Annotated in this window: 9 protein-coding genes, 3 rRNA genes and 2 pseudogenes; 4 read left to right on the forward strand and 10 right to left on the reverse strand. The window is 67.8% G+C overall.

Features of this window, described 5'->3' with window-relative positions; translation table 11 throughout:
• Positions 1-180: 180 nt before the first annotated feature.
• From recN to ABD832_RS33290, 4 genes are all read right to left on the reverse strand, one after another.
• Entirely contained in the window at positions 181-1,893 is a 1,713-nt protein-coding gene (gene recN / locus ABD832_RS33275; protein ID WP_344903539.1) for a DNA repair protein RecN, read from the reverse strand.
• 90 nt (positions 1,894-1,983) lie between these two features.
• A complete protein-coding gene (locus ABD832_RS33280; RefSeq protein ID WP_344903542.1) occupies positions 1,984-2,889 on the reverse strand; it encodes an NAD kinase in 906 nt (301 codons plus the stop codon).
• Positions 2,890-3,071: 182 nt separating this feature from the next.
• Positions 3,072-3,893, reverse strand: coding sequence for a TlyA family RNA methyltransferase (locus ABD832_RS33285; RefSeq protein ID WP_344903545.1), 822 nt, complete (start codon positions 3,891-3,893; stop codon positions 3,072-3,074).
• A complete protein-coding gene (locus ABD832_RS33290; RefSeq protein ID WP_344903548.1) occupies positions 3,890-4,105 on the reverse strand; it encodes a hypothetical protein in 216 nt (71 codons plus the stop codon). Before ABD832_RS33290 ends, ABD832_RS33285 begins: the two co-directional genes overlap by 4 nt.
• Positions 4,106-4,677: 572 nt before the next feature.
• Here ABD832_RS33290 and ABD832_RS33295 point away from each other — a divergent pair.
• The gene (locus ABD832_RS33295) at positions 4,678-5,025 is read left to right on the forward strand and encodes an SCP2 sterol-binding domain-containing protein (RefSeq protein ID WP_344904445.1); all 348 of its coding nucleotides are present in this window, start codon (positions 4,678-4,680) and stop codon (positions 5,023-5,025) included.
• Between the two features lie 492 nt (positions 5,026-5,517).
• Here ABD832_RS33295 and ABD832_RS33305 read toward each other — a convergent pair.
• Both ABD832_RS33305 and ABD832_RS33310 read right to left on the reverse strand, forming a co-directional pair.
• Positions 5,518-6,240: pseudogene (locus ABD832_RS33305) on the reverse strand (HAD-IIA family hydrolase); the annotation flags it as partial.
• A 216-nt stretch (positions 6,241-6,456) separates the two neighbouring features.
• Positions 6,457-6,888: a tetratricopeptide repeat protein gene (locus ABD832_RS33310; RefSeq protein ID WP_344903551.1), complete on the reverse strand. Its 432-nt coding sequence runs from the start codon at positions 6,886-6,888 to the stop codon at positions 6,457-6,459.
• Positions 6,889-7,010: 122 nt separating this feature from the next.
• On the opposite strand from ABD832_RS33310, the gene ABD832_RS33315 reads away from it, so the two are divergent.
• Complete coding sequence (locus tag ABD832_RS33315; protein ID WP_344903554.1) at positions 7,011-8,453, forward strand: DUF1015 family protein; 1,443 nt, start codon at positions 7,011-7,013, stop codon at positions 8,451-8,453.
• A gap of 147 nt (positions 8,454-8,600) precedes the next feature.
• Positions 8,601-9,477 (forward strand): annotated as a pseudogene (locus ABD832_RS33320) (MBL fold metallo-hydrolase).
• Between the two features lie 292 nt (positions 9,478-9,769).
• Here ABD832_RS33320 and ABD832_RS33325 read toward each other — a convergent pair.
• Positions 9,770-10,951, reverse strand: coding sequence for a hypothetical protein (locus ABD832_RS33325; RefSeq protein WP_344903557.1), 1,182 nt, complete (start codon positions 10,949-10,951; stop codon positions 9,770-9,772).
• A gap of 3 nt (positions 10,952-10,954) precedes the next feature.
• Here ABD832_RS33325 and ABD832_RS33330 point away from each other — a divergent pair, with 3 nt between their 5' ends.
• Positions 10,955-12,490: a hypothetical protein gene (locus ABD832_RS33330; protein ID WP_344903560.1), complete on the forward strand. Its 1,536-nt coding sequence runs from the start codon at positions 10,955-10,957 to the stop codon at positions 12,488-12,490.
• 771 nt (positions 12,491-13,261) lie between these two features.
• Here ABD832_RS33330 and rrf read toward each other — a convergent pair.
• The 3 genes from rrf to ABD832_RS33345 form a co-directional block, all read right to left on the reverse strand.
• A 5S ribosomal RNA gene (gene rrf / locus ABD832_RS33335) occupies positions 13,262-13,378 on the reverse strand.
• 73 nt (positions 13,379-13,451) lie between these two features.
• Positions 13,452-16,582: ribosomal RNA gene (locus tag ABD832_RS33340) — 23S ribosomal RNA — on the reverse strand.
• Between the two features lie 396 nt (positions 16,583-16,978).
• Positions 16,979-18,503: ribosomal RNA gene (locus ABD832_RS33345) — 16S ribosomal RNA — on the reverse strand.
• The 16S, 23S and 5S rRNA genes sit together here, the layout of an rRNA operon.
• Between the last annotated feature and the right edge of the window lie 586 nt (positions 18,504-19,089).

Genomic DNA, 19,089 nt, shown 5'->3' on the forward strand with positions numbered 1-19,089 from the left:
CCAAACAGGCGGCAGCGTGTCAGATACGTCACAGGACGAGCCTGCCTCCCGTTTCCCCGGAACGGGCACGTCTCCCCTTCGCGCGCCCGCCCGCGCACCCGCCCTCGCGGCCGTCACCCCGTGGTCACGCCGTGGTCACGCCGGGGCGGGCGCTCCTTCACATCGTCACGTGCCCGCCGGTCACGCCCTGTCGGCGGCGGCGATCGACAGCAGCTCCTGCGCGTGCGCGCGGCCCAGCTCGGAGTCCTCCAGGCCGGCGAGCATCCGGGACAGCTCCCGTGCCCGGCCGTCCATGTCCAGGGCGATCACGCCGCTGCGCACCACGCTGCCGTCGTCGGCCTTCTCCACCACCAGGTGCTGGTCGGCGAAGGCCGCCACCTGCGGCAGGTGGGTGACGACGATCACCTGCGAGGTGCGGGCCAGCCGGGCCAGCCTGCGGCCGATCTCCACGGCGGCCTTGCCGCCCACCCCCGCGTCGACCTCGTCGAAGACGAACGTCGGGACCGGGTCGGCGCCGGCGAACACCACCTCGATGGCGAGCATCACCCGGCTCAGCTCACCGCCGGAGGCGCCCTTGTTCAGCGGCAGCGGCGGCGAGGCCGGGTGCGGGGACAGGCGCAGCTCGACCTCGTCGACGCCGTGCGGGCCGAACTCGGAGGCGGCGGTGATGACGACCACCACCCGGGCGTGCGGCATGGCCAGCGCGGTCAGCTCCTCGGTCACCGCCTGCCCGAACCGCTCCGCCGCCGCCGTCCTGACCCGGGTCAGCTCGGCGGCCAGCTCGGTGAGCAGCTCGGTGAGCTCCTCCTGCTCGCGGGTGAGCTCGGCGATGCGGTCGTCGTCGCCGTCGAGCTCGGCGACGCGCGCGGCCGCCCGCGCCGCCCAGGCCAGCACCTCGTGCGTGTCCTGGCCGTACCTGCGGATGACGTGGATGAGCTCGGCCCGCCGCTCCTGCACGGCCGCGAGCCGGCCCGGGTCGGAGTCGACCGACTCGGCGTACGCGGCCAGCTCGGTGGCCACGTCGGAGATCAGGTAGCCCGCCTCGGCTAGCCGGTCGGCGATGCCGGACAACGCCGGGTCGAAGTCGCGTACCGCCTCGACGGCCGTGCGGGCCTCGCCGACCAGCGCGATGGCGTCCGGCATGGCCTGCTCGCCCGACATCGGGTCGCCGAGCAGCGCCCGGTGCGCGCTCTCGGCGGCGCTGCGCAGGGAGTCGGCGTGGGAGAGCCGCTCCTCCTCCTCGCGCAGCTCGTTCTCCTCGCCGGGCTTGGGGTCGGCCTTCTCGACCTCGCCGAGCCCGAACCTGAGCTGGTCGGCCTCCTGGGCGCGTTCCCTGGCCCTGGTGGTGAGCTCGGCCAGCTGCTCGGCGGCCTTGCGGTGCCGCTTGTAGGCCTGCTCGTAGGCGCGCAGCGGCTTGACCAGCTCCTCACCGGCGTAGCGGTCGAGGGCGGCACGCTGCCGTCCGGCCTGCAGCAGCCGCTGCTGGTCCATCTGGCCGTGCACGGCGACCAGGTCCTCGGCGAGGTAGGTCAGGGTGCCGACCGGGACGGTGCGACCGCCCAGCCAGGCGCGGCTGCGCCCCTCGACCGAGACGGTCCGCGAGATGATCAGCTCGCCGTCCTCGACCTGGCCGCCGAGGTCCTGCACCTGCTGGGCGACCCGGCCGGCCGGGTCGACCATCAGCGTGCCCTCGATGGTGGTCCTGTCGGAACCGGGGCGGACGCGGGCGGGGTCGGCCCGCCCGCCGAACAGCAGCCCCAGACCGGTGACGACCATGGTCTTGCCCGCACCCGTCTCGCCCGTGACCACGGTGAATCCCGGCGATAACACCAGGACGGCCTCATCGATCACGCCGAGCCCCTGGATGCGGACCTCCTCGACTCTGGGTCGCACTGGTCCCTCCCGTCACATCGAGTTCACCGAACATCAGTGCGGTGCGCGGGCACGATCCTACGCGCTCCGGAGGCCTCCCGCCCGGACGAACTAGGGCCTCACCCGGCCACGCCAGCCCTGAACGGGGAGATCGAATTTGGCGACCAGGCGGTCGGTGAACGGTGCCCCGGTGTCCTCCAGGCCGTGCAGCCTGGCCAGCCGTACCGGCAGCGCGGCCCGCCTGAGCTCCACCCTCGCGCCCGCGGGCAGGTCGAACCTGCGGCGGCCGTCGCACCACAGCACCGCGCCGGCCGTGTCCGGCTGGACCTCCAGCGCGAGCCTGGACCGCGGCGAGACCACCAGGGGCCTGGCGAACAGGGCGTGCGCGCTGATCGGCACCAGCAGCAGCGCCTCCACCTCGGGCCAGACGACCGGGCCGCCCGCCGAGAACGCGTACGCGGTCGAACCCGTCGGCGTGGCGCAGATCACCCCGTCGCACCCCCACCGCGACAGCGGCCGCCCGTCGATCTCGGCGACCACCTCCAGCATCCGCTCGCTCTTCTCGACGGTGGCCTCGTTCAGCGCCCAGCTGTCGGCCAGCAGCTTGCCGTTGAGGCGGGCCGTGACCTCGATGGTCATCCGCTCCTCGACGTCGTAGCGGCCCTCCACCACGCTGTCGACCGCCTCCGCCAGGTCCTCGACCTCGGCCTCGGCCAGGAAGCCCACGTGGCCGAGGTTGACGCCCAGCAGCGGCACCCCGGCCGGGCGTGCCAGCTCGGCCGCCCGCAGCAGGCTCCCGTCACCGCCGAGCACGATCATCATCTCGGCGTCGTCGACCGCCGCCGAGCCCGCGGGGACCACGTCGGCCCCGGCACAGGCGATCTCGTCGGCCTCGGCGCTGAGGACGCGCACGGTCAGCCCCGCGTCCACGAACCGCTTGATCACCATCCGGGCGCTGTCGACCGCCGCCTCCCGCCCGGTGTGCGCGGTGACCAGCACGGTGCGCTTGACAGTCATGTGTCCCACTCTCCCGGGTCGCCACCTGTCGTGGCCCTCCCCGCCGGCCTTGCGTCGGAACCCGTCCACGAGCCTTCCCACCGCAACAGGACCCTATGGCAGGCCCCTGCCCTCAAGGCGACCGCGCGGGCCGCCCCTCACGCCGGGGCCTCGCGCCGGGACCTTCCGGTGGAGGTTCCTTTCTACCGGGGACCCTCCCGCACCGCGCGCTCGATCTCGGCGTCGAGGTCGGCGACCGGCGGGGGCCCCTCCCCCTTGCCGAGCCACAGGACGTACTCGACGTTGCCCGACGGGCCCGGCAGCGGGCTCGCGGTGACCCCCCGCACGTCCAGGCCGAGCGTCCCCGCGGATCGGGCCACCTCCCGCACGGACTCGGCCCGCAGCGCGGGATCCCGGACGACCCCGCCCGCGCCCACCCGTTCCCTGCCGACCTCGAACTGGGGCTTGACCAGCATCGCGAAGTCCGCCCGGCCGGCCGCGCAGCGCGTCAGGGCGGGCAGCACCAGCCGCAGGGAGATGAAGGAGAGGTCGCCGACGATCAGCGTGGGGGGCGGCTCGCCGACCATGTCGGGGGTCAGGTCCCTGACGTTGACGCGCTCCATCACCGTGACCCTGTCGTCGGTCCGCAGCGACCACGCGAGCTGGCCGTACCCGACGTCGACGGCCAGCACGTGCTCGGCCCCGGCGCGCAGCAGCACGTCGGTGAAGCCACCGGTCGAGGCCCCCGCGTCCAGGCAGCGGCGGCCCGCCACGGCCAGACCCCGGGGACCGAACGCCTCCAGCGCCCCGAGGAGCTTGTGCGCCCCCCGCGAGACGTAGTCGGGGCCCTCGGCCGCCTCCGCGACCACGATCGCCGAGGCCGTGTCGACCTGGGTGGCGGGCTTCTCCGCCGTCCTGCCGCCGACGCTGACCCGCCCGGCCTCGATGAGCTGGGCCGCCTGCTCCCGGGAGCGCGCGAGCTTGCGGCGGACCAGCTCGCTGTCGAGACGTGCCCGCCTGCTCACCGGTGCCGCTCCCGCGGGTCGCCCGGCCGTTCCGTGTCCCGGCCGGGCGTGCCCGGCCTGTCGTCCACCGAGGCGAGCGCGTGCTCCAGCCCGGTGAACACCTCCTCGAAGACGTCCGCGTGCGCGGAGACGGGCAGCGCGCCGAGCCGGGCCAGGCCGCTCAGCGCGGCGTCCGCCCGCCCGTCGCCGGTCTCCTCCAGCAGGTCCGTCATGTGTCCCCTCCGGAACCTCTCCCGGTCGCTTCCCGTGCCACGCTCGTCCCGTGCCCGTCCCGTCCCTGGACCGTGTGACCGCGGGCCGGCGTACGGACGGTGCCCCGGCAGGGCGTACGGGTCGTCGTGCGGGCACGGCGCCCGCCGGTGCCGCGTGCGTGAACTCCCCGACCGTATCGGAACCCGCGTCGCGCGTCGCACCGGCGCCGGTCCCGTCCTGGTCCCGGTGCGTCCGTGTCCCGGTGTCCGTGTCCCGGTGTCCGTGTCCTGGACGCCTTGCGGACCGCATCCAGGGCCGTTCCCCCGCGCGGTCGCGGACCCGTCCCCGTGGGCCTTCCCGGGGACCGGCGGAACGTCCGGCGAAATCCGGGCGGGCGCGAACCATCCCGGCGATCCGATCGTTGTCATCTCGTCGGGACGGGCACCACCCGTCCCGGACGGGCCGTACGTCATGGGGAGCATCCTTTTCCCGGCACCCCCGCGCCGGACTGCGGCCTCCCCCGTGTGGAACGCTACCGTCCGTACCTGAGAGGGATCCGGGCCGGTCCGGCAGGAGAAGGGAGCGCGACGCGATGGCGACCGTCGACGAGTGCCGGACGGCACTGCGCAAACTCGGCGAGCAGTTCGACGAGGTCGACCAGGAGAGCCGCGCCAGGCACGTGGTCGAACGCAGCATCAGCTGCCACGTCAAGGATCTGGGCGTCACCTTCTACGGCCGTCTCCACCACGGCGGTCTCGGCCCCTTCGAGGACCTGGCTCCGGGCGACGACCGCAGGGCCGAGGTGAAACTGACCATCGGCAGCGACGACCTGGTCTCCCTGGTGAACGGGGAGCTCGACATGGGACGCGCCGTCTTCGGCGGCCGGGTCAAGATCGACGCCAGCTTCGGCGACCTCCTGCGCCTGCGCAAGCTCCTCTGAGGACGTCCCCGGAGCCCCGGCGTAGACGAGGCCGGGGCGACGGGACACTCGGCGAGCGCGGACGAGGTCGGCGGACGCGGACGGTCCGGGGTCCAGTTCGGGGTCCGAGGTCCGGGGTCCGGGGTCCGTGGTTCGAGGTCCGGGCGAGGACGGCCGACGAGGTCGGCGAGCAGGAGGGGTCAGCGGGTGGAGGCGGGGCCGGGGCCGGAGTCCCGCGGGGGCAGGACGGCGTCCAGCGCCACCTTGACCATCTCCTCCTCCGCCCGTTCCTCGCCCATCGCCTCCCAGGTCGCCGCGGAGGCCGCCCGGAGCCCGTCGAGCGCATCGCCCTCCCCCTCCAGGGCCAGCGCGCCCCCCCTCCCAGCGAGCCGTCCACCCCTGGCAGACCCATCCCCGCCCGGTGCTCCGTACCTCGGGGTAGGGCAGGTGCAGCGCCGACAGGTCGGCGGCGACGTAGGTGGGACGGTGGCGGGGCTCGGCGGTCAGCAGGTCGAGCGGGGTCGCCACGCCGGTCAGCACCAGCAGGCTGTCGACGCCTGCGTTGGTCGCCCCCTCGATGTCGGTGTCGAGCCGGTCGCCGACCACCAGGGGCCGCCGCGATCCGGTACGGAGCATCGACTCGCGGTGCAGCGGCGGGGCGGGCTTGCCCGCCACGACCGGCTCCACCCCGGTCGCCGTGGCGATCACCCTGACCATCGAGCCGTTGCCGGGAAGCTCGCCCCTGGCTGTGGGCAGCGTCGAGTCGGTGTTCGCGGCCACGAAGAGCGCGCCGCCGCGCACCGCGAGCGCCCCCTCGGCCAGCAGCCCGTAGGAGAGGTCGAGGGCCATGCCCTGGACGACGGCCACCGGAGCGTCCCGGGCGGTGCTGACCGGCCGCAGGCCGTGGGCCCGCAGCGCGACGCGCAGCCCCATGCCGCCCACCACCAGGACCGCGGCGCCCGGCCCGAACCGCTCGGCCACGAGCCGTGCCGCGGCCTGGGCCGAGGTGACGACGTCCTCGGCGGTCGCCGGGGCGCCCAGATCGCTCAGGTGCTGGGCGATGGCCGCCGGGGTGCGCGAGGCGTTGTTGGTGACGTACGCCAGGCGCACGCCCCGCCCGGCCGCCTCGCGCAGCGACTCCGGGGCCCCGGGTACGGCCGCGCGCCCGAGATAGACCACCCCGTCCAGATCCAGCAGAAGGGTGTCATAGGGGTCGATCAGCGTATTCGTGTCCACCGGCCCATTCCATCACTCGTCACCGCATCGTGGATGGATCATCCATGACTTGGTAGATCATCCGGGGCGGGGGCGAGGGGTAGTGAATGCCGGGTGAGGTGGCGAGTGGCGGATGGTGTCAGAAGGTCCGGGAGGTCCGGGGTGTTCTGGAGGTTCGGGGGTTCGGGGTGGGGGTCGGGTGGACGGGGCCGCGGCCTCGGGCGCGTGGCCCGGGGGTCACATCCGGCGGGCGCGCAGCGTGGCGCGCACGCTCTTCAGGGCGGAGACGTAATGCCGCAGGTCGGGCCGCATGGCCACGGCGATGGCCAGGGGCTCCTGCGCCCCCTCCATGTCCCCGGTCCGCCACAGGGACAGCCCGAGACCGAAGTACGCGTAGTCCTCGGCCGGGTTGGCGTCGATGATCCAGCGGAAGCTGTCGGCCGCGTCGGCGTACTGGCGCGAGTTGAACTGTGCCCGGGCGAGGGCCTCGCGGACGCTGCGCGACTCCGGCTCCGCGTCGGCCGCCCGCTCCAGGAGCGCGGCCGCGGCCGCGGGGCTGCCCTCGGACAGCAGCCTCATCCCTCGTTGAAACCATTCGTAGACGTCCCCGACCGGCGTGCCCGTCTCGGGGCCGGGGGAATCGGACGGACCGCCACGTCCCTGGACCATCGTGTGAGGCCTCCTTCATCGACAGACGACAGATCTGACCGATCCGGCCGATTCCAGACGGGGGGCCGGACACCACCACGGCCTTGAAGTGGTTCCCGGCCGGTTCTGGCCTTTATGGCAGCATGCCCTCTATGGCGAATCCTGAACTGCCGGTACCTGACGGGCTGGTGCTACGCCCGTTCCGCGGAATACGGTTCACGGTCGACGATCTGGCCGGGGTCACCTCCCCGCCCTACGACCTCATCGACGAGGCCGGGGTGCGAGAGCTGCTCGACACCCATCCCAACAACGTGGTGCGTTTGATCCTTCCCGGCTCCGACCGCCACAGATACGCCGAGGCGCGCGCGACGCTTCACGAATGGCTCTCCTCGGGAGTGCTGGCCGCCGACGACAGGCCCGCCCTCTACGTGTACGAGCAGTCCGGGCCCGGGATCCTGCAGCGCGGGCTCATCGGGGACGTGGGGCTGGCCGGGCCGGAGTCGAACATCATCCTGCCGCACGAGGACGTCATGCCCGGCCCGGTCGCGGACCGGCTGGCACTGATGAGCACCACCGAGGCCAACCTGGAGCCCATCTTCCTGCTCTACGACGGCGCGGGCGGCGCCACCACCCGTCTCGTCGACCGGATCGCCGCCTCCCGTCCGCCGCTGGCGGAGACGGAGACCTCCGACGGCCTCCGGCACCGGCTGTGGGCCGTCACCGACGCCGGGGAGCTCGCCTCGATCGACGCCGACCTCCGCCCCCGGCAGGCCCTCATCGCCGACGGGCACCACCGCTACGCCACCTACCTGGAGCTCCAGCGCGAGCACCGGACGGCGACGGGCGGCGAGGAGGCCGGGAGTGACGGGGTCACCGGGACAGCCGGTACGGGAGGGACGCCGGGCTCCGCGAGCTCCGCGGGCTCCGTCTCTCCGAGCTCCGTCCCCGCGGGCCCCGTCCCCGTGGAACCCGGGCCGTGGGACTTCGGTCTCGCCCTCCTGGTGGACTCCACCGCCTACCCGCCCAACCTCAAGGCCATCCACCGGGTCGTTCCGGGCCTGCCGCCCGAGGAGGCGCTGACCAAGGCCAGAGGCTCCTGGCGGGTACAGGAACACCCGGACCTGGCCGAAGGGCTGGCCGCGCTGGAGAAGACCACCGGACCGGCCTACCTGCTGGCCGGCGGAGACCTCGTCCACCTGCTCAGCGACCCCGACCTCGACCAGCTCGAACACGCCATGCCTCCGGGCCGGTCGGCCGGCTGGCGGGCGCTGAACACGTCCGTCCTGGCCGAGTTCCTGCTTCCCAAGGTGTGGGGGACGGACGACGACGAGCGGTCGGTACACATCGTCCACCACGATCCGGAGGCCGCCGTACGGCTGGCGCGGACCTGTGGCGGGACGGCCGTGCTGCTGCGCCCGCTGGCGGTCGACGACGTGCTCGCGGTCGCGGCCCAGGGGGAACGGGTGCCCCGCAAGTCCACCTCGTTCGGTCCCAAGCCCCGGACCGGCCTGGTGCTCCGCCTGCTCACCGACATGGAGGCGTCCGGCTCCGGGACGCCCGTACCGGCCGGGGATCCGGCTCCTTGAGCGATTCTGGGATCTTTCCGCGCCGTCACACTGGGAGACGCACCCAAAGAGCCGAATACTGTTCTGGAGACGCCGGTTCCATTGATGAGGTGACCCGTGGATAACATCACCGCCCTCGGCGGGGACGTCTATGAGATCGACACGAGAATGGCCGGGTACTCCGGCATCACGGCCGGTTACCTGATCCTCGGGGACCGGCCCTGCCTGGTGGAGACCGGCACCTCCACCTCCGCCCCCGTGGTCCGCGACGCCCTGACCTCCCTGGGCGTCGGCCCGCGGGACCTCGCCACGGTCGTCGTCACGCACATCCACCTGGACCACGCGGGCGGGGTCGGCGACATCGCCGGTTTCTACCCGGACGCAGAGATCGTGGTGCACGAGAAGGGCGCCCGGCACCTCGCCGACCCGTCCAGGCTGATGAGCAGCGCCCGCATGGTCTGGGGCGACAAACTGGACGTCCTGTTCGGCGAGCTGTCCCCCCACCGAGGCGTCCAGGATCCGCGCGCTCGGCGACACCGGCTCCATCGACCTCGGCAACGGGCGCACGCTGAGCAGTCACTACTCCCCCGGGCACGCCAAGCACCACGTGGGGCTCGTCGACTCGGGCACCGGTGATCTGTACGTGGGGGACGCGGCCGGCGTCTACCTTCCGGAGACCGGCGACCTGCGGCCCGCCACGCCCCCGCCGGACTTCGACCTGCAGACCGCGCTGGACTCCATCGCCCTGTTCGAGGCACTGGGGCCGCAGCGGCTGCTCTTCAGCCACTACGGTCCCGTCACGGACGTGGAGGAGACGCTCGGGCGCTCCGCCGAGGAGCTGCGCGTCTGGGTCGACCTGACCCGGCAGGCCCATGCGGAGGGGATGGACCTGGACCACGCCGTGGCCATGGTCAGGGACCGTACCCGCGACCGCTACGCCGCCCTGAGGGGGGACGAGGCGACCGCCGAGCAGTTCGAACTGCTCAGCGGCGCCCCGTCCAACGTGGCCGGGATCCTGCACTGGCTGAACCGGGTCCAGCCCTGAGGGGCCCGTGGCCTCCGTCCTCGACGGCAGGCCACGGGCGGGCGCCCTCGTCCACCATGGAACGTCCGGATCGGCCCGGGAGGCTCGAACCGGCCTGAGACATCCGGTCTGGTCCGGGGTGCTCGGGCTGGTCCGGGACGTCCGGATCGGTCCGGGATCGCGCCGTCACGGGACGTCCCGGCTGTCACGGGATCTCGTCCGTCGCGGACCCGTCGTCTCGTCCGCCACGGGCATGCCTCGTACCGCCGCGGAGCGCTGAATCGTCTCCGCGGCGGTACGAGGCCGTTCCGAACTACTTCTTGTCGTTCCTGCTCCGGTGAGCGCGGCCGGAGTCGCCGTCCCGGCCAGGGCCGATCTCGTCCTCGTCATCGGGGTCGATGTCGGGGACGTCGCTGAGAATGTCTCCGAAGTCGGGCTCGATGAACGCCGGTCCGACGAGGTCGGTCTTGCCAGCCTTCTGGGCCTTGGGTTCGGCCTTCTCCCCGGTCCCGGACTTCTCCCCGGTCCCGGTCCCGGCCGCCTCCGTGGAAGGCTCGCCCCCCGAAGGGCCGGCATCGACGGCGGACCCGCCGGCCGGAACCTCTCCGGTCACGGACCGGTCGTCCTCGTCGTCGAGATCGTCGTCCTGGTCGTCGTCATCCTCGTCGTCGAGATCGTCGTCCTCGGCGTCCGCTCCCAGGGGGGCGTCACCGTGGTCCTCGTCGTCCTCGTCGTCCTCGACGTCCTCGACGGTGAGCACGTCATCGGTGGCGGGAACGTCATCGTCATCGTCGGTGTCCTCGATGACTCCGGTCTCTCCGAGCTCCCCGGTGCCCTCGGTGTCTCCAGCGTCCCCGGTGTCGATCTCGTCGTCGGCGAGGGCGTCTCCGGCGTCGATCGCCTCGTCGTCCTCGTCCTCTTCGAGATCCTCGATGACGGAGCCGGTCAGCTCCGCGTAACGCTCGGCCGCGTCGGTCTCGCCGTCCTCGTCGAAGGCCATCGCACGGCCGAACCACTCGGTCGCGGGCTCCTCATGTCCGGCTCCGGCCAGCGCGTCGGCGTACGCGAAGGCCAGACGGGCCGACCAGGGCTGGGGACGCGTGTCCCTCAGCTCGGGGAGGCGCTGAAGGGTGATGACCGCCGCGTCGTTCTGGCCGAGATCCCTGCGGGCACCGGACTCCACGATGGCCAGCTCGATCTTGCCGACGCGGTCCAGCCGCTCGGCCTCCTTGGATCGGACCAGGTCGAGGGCGCGTTCGGGCCGCCCGAGGCCGCGCTCGCAGTCGGCCATGACCGGCAGGAACGAGTCGGACCCCGTCATCCGGCGAGCCGCGCGCAGGTCGCTGAGCGCCTCGGCGAAGTGACCGGCGCGGTAGGCGGCGATGCCCACGGCCTCACGGATCACGCCGATCCTGGCCGCGAAACGCCGTGCGACCTTGGTGTGCTCGTACGCCCGCTCCGCGTCGTCCTCACCGAGGGCCCTCTCCGCCGCCACCAGGTGACGCGAGATCAGATCGGCGAGATCGCCCGGGAGGGAGCGCAGCTCCTCGCGGATCTCCTTGTCGAGCTCCTCCGCGGTGATGTCCGGAGCGAGCTCCGGCAGTTCCTCACGCTGGCGGGGGGCCTCCTCCTGGCCGCCGAACCGCTCGTCACGGCCATAGCGGGTACGGGACCCCTCACCGTCGCGGTCACCGAAGGGGCGTCCACCCCCGGACCGGTCGTCCCGGTTGAACGGCCTGCGCTCACCACCACGGTCGTCCCGGTTGTAGGACGGACGGTCCCCGCCACGGTCGTCCCGGTTGAACGGAGGACGGCTCCCACCGCGATCATCGCGGTTGAAGGACGGCCGGCCGGAACCGCGGTCGTCCCGGTTGAACGGGGGCCGGGCGGATCCGCGGTCGTCGCGGTTGAACGGCTTGCGCTCCCCGTCGGGACGCGAACCATAACGCTCACGCGACTGATCACGATCACCGTACGAACGACTCCCACCACGATCATCGCGGTTGAACGGGGGCCTACCGGAGCCACGGTCGTCGCGGTTGAACGGAGGACGGCTCGAACCGCGGTCGTCCCGGTTGTAGGAGGGGCGGTCCCCGCCGCGGTCGTCGCGGTTGTAGGGCGGCCGTTCCCCGCGGTCACTTCGGTAGCCGCCACCGGGACGGTCGTCACGATTGAACGGGGGACGGCTCCCACCGCGGTCATCGCGACCGGCCGGGGGCCGGCCCGATCCGCGATCGTCACGGTTGAACGGCTTGCGCTCCCCATCGGGACGCGAACCATAACGCTCACGCGACTGATCACGATCACCGTACGAACGGCTGCCACCACGATCATCACGGTTGAACGGAGGACGCTCCCCACCGCGGTTGTCACGGTTGAACGGCGGACGGTCGTCACGGTTGAACGGGGGCCGGCCAGATCCACGGTCATCACGGTTGAACGGGGGGCGCCCGGAGCCACGGTCGTCACGGTTGTAGGACGGGCGGTCCCCGCCGCGAGCGTCCCGGTTGAACGGAGAACGGCTCCCACCGCGATCATCGCGGTTGAAGGGCGGACGCTCTCCGCCACGGTTGTAGGAGGGACGGTCCCCGCCGCGGTCGTCGCGGTTGTAGGGCGGCCGTTCCCCACGGTCACTTCGGTAGCCGCCACCGGGACGGTCGTCACGATTGAACGGGGGACGGCTCCCACCACGGTCATCGCGACCGGCCGGGGGCCGGCCCGATCCGCGGTCATCGCGGTTGAACGGCTTGCGCTCCCCGTCGGGACGCGAACCATAACGCTCACGCGACTGATCACGATCACCGTACGAACGGCTGCCACCACGATCATCACGGTTGAACGAGGGACGATCCCCGCCACCCCGAGCATCACGGTTGAACGGAGGACGCTCCCCACCGCGGTTTTCACGGTTGAACGGAGGACGGTCGTCACGGTTGTAAGACGGCCTGTCACCACGGTCACGAGACCCGTAGGAACCTCCGCGACTCTGATCGCGGTCACCATAGGAACGCTGGCCGCCTTCACGCGGCCCTGAAGGCCTCTGCCCGCCGCCCGGACGGTCGTCGCGGTTGAACGGGGGACGCCCGGAACCACGGTCGTCACGATTGAACGGAGGACGGCCGGAGCCACGGTCGTCTCGGTTGTAGGACGGCCTGTCGCCACGATCGCGAGAGCCGTAGGAACCACTCGGGCGCCCTTCGCGGCGCTCACCATATCGGGGACCGTCTCCCGGACGTCCCCTGTCGCCACCGGCGCGATCGCCGCGGTAGCCTCCCTGACCGCCAGATCCGCGGTTCTCGCTCTCTTCTCGTCGGCCCGCGTCGTCGCGCCCGCTGTCACTGTTCACTTCTGGTCCATTCGTTGGCTCACTCTGCGAGCGCGTCCCATCTCCTCGATCGGATGGGGCATTCGCCGTGTGGGCGGTTTCCGGCCGCGGGGTGCGCCCCGTTCGCTATCGCTGCCCCGCCCTATCGTGGTCCGGCGCGACGAAGGCCACCCGCTGGTGGGGTGGCCCGGCTCCTCCAGCCTAGCAAGCTCCCGAAACTCCACGAGCCCTTCTCCGACGCCACCGAAGGGGACGCATGAGGCGGGTACGTCATATGGGGCCTGGGGCACGTGGCGAGAGAGTCTCGCCTCGCTCTCGCAGGAGGCGTCAGGAAAAGGACCCCGCAGAAACACCAGAGCCCGTAGGAGAAGACCCTCACCGGGCAGAAGAACCACCCCGGAAAGCATCCCCGGCAGGAGGGGATCGAAGTCCCCTGGAAATACGAAGGCCCCCACCAACGGTGGGGGCCTTCAAAAGATTGTCCGGCGGTGACCTACTCTCCCACACCGTCCCCGGTGCAGTACCATCGGCGCTGAAGAGCTTAACTTCCGGGTTCGGAATGTAACCGGGTGTTTCCCCTTCGCCATAACCGCCGTAACCCTATGAAACACACAAACCAGAACACTGGTTGCTGTCTCAGAATTGCCTAGTGGACGCGAGCATATGCTTTGTGGTCAAGTCCTCGGCCTATTAGTACTGGTCAGCTCCACACATTACTGCGCTTCCACTTCCAGCCTATCAACCCGGTCGTCTCCCGGGAGCCTTACCCACTCTCGTGGTGGGAGACCTCATCTCAAGGCGAGCTTCCCGCTTAGATGCTTTCAGCGGTTATCCCTTCCGAACGTAGCCAACCAGCCGTGCTCCTGGCGGAACAACTGGCACACCAGAGGTTCGTCCGTCCCGGTCCTCTCGTACTAGGGACAGCTCCTTTCAAGTCTCCTGCGCGCGCAGCGGATAGGGACCGAACTGTCTCGCGACGTTCTAAACCCAGCTCGCGTACCGCTTTAATGGGCGAACAGCCCAACCCTTGGGACCTACTCCAGCCCCAGGATGCGACGAGCCGACATCGAGGTGCCAAACCATCCCGTCGATATGGACTCTTGGGGAAGATCAGCCTGTTATCCCCGGGGTACCTTTTAGCCGTTGAGCGACGGCGCTTCCACATGCCACCGCCGGATCACTAGTCCCAGCTTTCGCTCCTGCTCGACCCGTCGGTCTCACAGTCAAGCTCCCTTGTGCACTTACACTCGACACCTGATTGCCAACCAGGCTGAGGGAACCTTTGGGCGCCTCCGTTACTCTTTAGGAGGCAACCGCCCCAGTTAAACTACCCACCAGACACTGTCCCTGATCCGGATCACGGACCGAAGTTAGACGTTCAAAACGACCAGAGTGGTATTTCACCAATGACTCCACCACCACTAGCGTGACAGCTTCACAGTCTCCCACCTATCCTACACAAGACGTTCCAAACGCCAATGTCAAGCTATAGTGAAGGTCCCGGGGTCTTTCCGTCCTGCTGCGCGTAACGAGCATCTTTACTCGTAGTGCAATTTCGCCGGGTCTGCGGTTGAGACAGCGGGGAAGTCGTTACGCCATTCGTGCAGGTCGGAACTTACCCGACAAGGAATTTCGCTACCTTAGGATGGTTATAGTTACCACCGCCGTTTACTGGCGCTTAAGTTCTCAGCTTCGCTGCTCCGAAGAACAACTAACCGGTCCCCTTAACGTTCCAGCACCGGGCAGGCGTCAGTCCGTATACATCGTCTTACGACTTCGCACGGACCTGTGTTTTTAGTAAACAGTCGCTTCCCCCTGGCCTCTGCGACCCCCACCAGCTCAAAGCGTAAAGCTCATCACCAGCGAAGGCCCCCCTTCTCCCGAAGTTACGGGGGCAATTTGCCGAGTTCCTTAACCACAGTTCACCCGATCGCCTTAGTATTCTCTACCTGACCACCTGAGTCGGTTTAGGGTACGGGCCGCCACGACACTCACTAGAGGCTTTTCTCGGCAGCATAGGATCACCCACTTCGCCACAATCGGCTCGGCATCACATCTCAGGATACATAAGAGGCGGATTTGCCTACCTCTTTCCCTACATGCTTACCCCAGGACAACCATCGCCTGGGCTGGGCTACCTTCCTGCGTCACCCCATCGCTTACCTACTACCAGTTCAGGCCAGGCGTTCAGCCTCACCCCAAGCCCGAAGGCCAACAGGGGACTTAAGGACCCTTAGTATCACTGGATTCAGTATTGGCGCATCGTAGCGGGTACGGGAATATCAACCCGTTGTCCATCGACTACGCCTGTCGGCCTCGCCTTAGGTCCCGACTTACCCTGGGCGGATTAGCCTGCCCCAGGAACCCTTGGTCATCCGGCGCAGAAGTTTCTCACTTCTGATTCGCTACTCATGCCTGCATTCTCACTCGCACGGCCTCCACAGCTGGATCACTCCGCTGCTTCCCCGGCCGCACGACGCTCCCCTACCCATCCACACACCTCAACCACGAAGGCTCAGTTAATATGTGAATGCCACGACTTCGGCGGTGTACTTGAGCCCCGCTACATTGTCGGCGCGGAATCACTTGACCAGTGAGCTATTACGCACTCTTTCAAGGGTGGCTGCTTCTAAGCCAACCTCCTGGTTGTCACTGCGACTCCACATCCTTTCCCACTTAGCACACGCTTAGGGGCCTTAGTCGGTGGTCTGGGCTGTTTCCCTCTCGACTACGGAGCTTATCCCCCGCAGTCTCACTGCCACGCTCTCACTTACCGGCATTCGGAGTTTGGCTGACGTCAGTAACCTTGTCGGGCCCATTAGCCATCCAGTGCTCTACCTCCGGCAAGAAACACGCGACGCTGCACCTAAATGCATTTCGGGGAGAACCAGCTATCACGGAGTTTGATTGGCCTTTCACCCCTAAACACAGGTCATCCCCCAGGTTTTCAACCCTGGTGGGTTCGGTCCTCCACGCGGTCTTACCCGCGCTTCAACCTGCCCATGCCTAGATCACTCCGCTTCGGGTCTACAGCATGCGACTCAAACGCCCTCTTCAGACTCGCTTTCGCTACGGCTCCCCCACACGGGTTAACCTCGCCACACACCATAACTCGCAGGCTCATTCTTCAAAAGGCACGCAGTCACATCACAAACACTCCGAAAAGTGTTTACGCTCCTACGGCTTGTAGGCACACGGTTTCAGGTACTATTTCACGACCCCTCACCGGGGCGCTTTTCACCTTTCCCTCACGGTACTTGTTCACTATCGGTCATCAGGGAGTATTTAGGCTTACCAGGTGGTCCTGGCAGATTCACACAGGATTTCTCGGGCCCCGTGCTACTTGGGATCCCCTCCAACAGTCCAACCAATTTCGCCTACCCGACTCTCACGGTCTACGGCGCCACTTCCCAGAAGCTTCGACTATCGGAAGGATTTCTTACTGTTCACGGTCTCGGCAGAAACCGTAAGAGGGTCCCACAACCCCGTAAACGCAACGCCTGCCGGCTATCACACGCCTACGGTTTAGCCTGATCCGCTTTCGCTCACCACTACTCACGGAATCACTAAATTGTTTTCTCTTCCTACGGGTACTGAGATGTTTCACTTCCCCGCGTTACCACCAACCGCCCTATACATTCAGGCGGAGGCAACACCACATGACTGGTGCTAGGTTTCCCCATTCGGACATCCCCGGATCAAAGTCTGGTTGGCGACTCCCCGGGGCTTAACGCAGCCTCCCACGTCCTTCATCGGCTCCTGATGCCAAGGCATCCACCGTGTGCCCTAAAAAACTTGGCCACAAAGATGCTCGCGTCCACTATGCAAATCTCAAACAACAAACAGCAACCCACCACCCCTGCCACCAACACCCCTCACGACACGCGTGACGAGCTGGTCTGGCAGATGATCGGTCCTGCATGAGGGTCAAACAGACAGCAAGCCCGCCTCAGCGGGCTCACCTGATGTCCGTTTCCTCAGGACCCAACAGTGTGTTCAACCAGGACGACCCCCGACTCTCACGCTCCCACTCCCTCGGCGAACCAAGGGCGGTACTAGCAAGATCCGGCCGATCAGGCCCGGTTGAGTAGCCAGTGCTCCACTAATGAGCGTGTCACGCAGGAAACAGGCGTCCCTGATCGTGACGTTGGACCCCCACCATCCCGAAGGGATCGGTGAAGGGCCGGTGCTCCTTAGAAAGGAGGTGATCCAGCCGCACCTTCCGGTACGGCTACCTTGTTACGACTTCGTCCCAATCGCCAGCCCCACCTTCGACCGCTCCCCCCAGACAAGCTGGTTGGGCCACGGGCTTCGGGTGTTGCCGACTTTCGTGACGTGACGGGCGGTGTGTACAAGGCCCGGGAACGTATTCACCGCAGCGTTGCTGATCTGCGATTACTAGCGACTCCGACTTCATGGGGTCGAGTTGCAGACCCCAATCCGAACTGAGACCGGCTTTTAGGGATTCGCTCCACCTTGCGGTATCGCAACCCTCTGTACCGGCCATTGTAGCATGTTTGCAGCCCAAGACATAAGGGGCATGATGACTTGACGTCGTCCCCACCTTCCTCCGAGTTGACCCCGGCAGTCTCCAATGAGTCCCCAACCACCCCGAAGGATGTTGCTGGCAACATTGAACAAGGGTTGCGCTCGTTGCGGGACTTAACCCAACATCTCACGACACGAGCTGACGACAGCCATGCACCACCTGTCACCCAGTCCGAAGAGGGCTCCATCTCTGAAGCTTTCCGGGCGATGTCAAGCCTTGGTAAGGTTCTTCGCGTTGCGTCGAATTAAGCAACATGCTCCGCCGCTTGTGCGGGCCCCCGTCAATTCCTTTGAGTTTTAGCCTTGCGGCCGTACTCCCCAGGCGGGGCGCTTAATGCGTTAGCTACGGCGCGGAAACCGTGGAAGGTCCCCACACCTAGCGCCCAACGTTTACAGCGTGGACTACCAGGGTATCTAATCCTGTTCGCTCCCCACGCTTTCGCTCCTCAGCGTCAGGTAAGGCCCAGAGAACCGCCTTCGCCACCGGTGTTCCTCCTGATATCTGCGCATTTCACCGCTACACCAGGAATTCCGTTCTCCCCTACCTACCTCTAGCCAGCCCGTATCGAATGCAGACCTGGAGTTAAGCCCCAAGCTTTCACACCCGACGTGACAAGCCACCTACGAGCTCTTTACGCCCAATAATTCCGGACAACGCTTGCGCCCTACGTATTACCGCGGCTGCTGGCACGTAGTTAGCCGGCGCTTCTTCTGCAGGTACACGTCAACTTCGTCCCTGCTGAAAGAGGTTTACAACCCGAAGGCCGTCATCCCCCACGCGGCGTCGCTGCGTCAGGCTTTCGCCCATTGCGCAATATTCCCCACTGCTGCCTCCCGTAGGAGTCTGGGCCGTGTCTCAGTCCCAGTGTGGCCGGTCGCCCTCTCAGGCCGGCTACCCGTCGTCGCCTTGGTAGGCCATTACCCCACCAACAAGCTGATAGGCCGCGAGTCCATCCCCAACCGAAAAAACTTTCCACACACCATCGATGCCGACATGTGTCATATCCGGTATTAGACCCAGTTTCCCGGGCTTATCCCAGAGTCAGGGGCAGGTTACTCACGTGTTACTCACCCGTTCGCCGCTCGAGTACCCCGAAGGGCCTTTCCGCTCGACTTGCATGTGTTAAGCACGCCGCCAGCGTTCGTCCTGAGCCAGGATCAAACTCTCCAAACAATGTCTGAACAGTCCTTACCCGGCTGAAAGCCCACCACCATCCCCAAAACACAAGGCCCGGGAACGCGATGGATGTTCAACCAAAGGAATCCGTCCCCCACCCGCAAGGGTGGTTAGGACAGGGTTGTGCTTCATGCACTGGCTTTTAACACACTGTTGAGTTCTCAAGAAACGGACGCGTACACCCGGCCACCCGGACCCGTTCGGGCCGACCGCCAGGGGCGTTCCATTTCGTATTTCTACCGTACATCTCTGTCAAGATTGTGTCAAATTGTGAAACTCGGTTCACTTGTCACAATCCCGGCAAAGTCACTAGGATTTGCATCCCGCTTCCGGGACAACCCTCTGAACCTACCGTGACATCCAGGCCGTCGACGAATCAACCGGTTTTTCGGTGATCTACGCGGGTCCGAACTCTCAGGTTCGTTCAGCGGGTCGGCTCCCGGTGCCCGTCCGCCGCTCAGGCGTCCGGCTCGCTCCCGGGGCAAGTGAAAGATTATGCGCCCCTCGGGACATCGTCAAATCAGGAGCCGTGGACAAAACCCCAGGTCAGAGCCCTGCATGGGAAGAACAGGCCACCTTCGCT

Origin of the sequence: Streptosporangium longisporum (assembly GCF_039534895.1) — a bacterium.
In the GTDB taxonomy this organism is placed as follows: domain Bacteria; phylum Actinomycetota; class Actinomycetes; order Streptosporangiales; family Streptosporangiaceae; genus Streptosporangium; species Streptosporangium longisporum.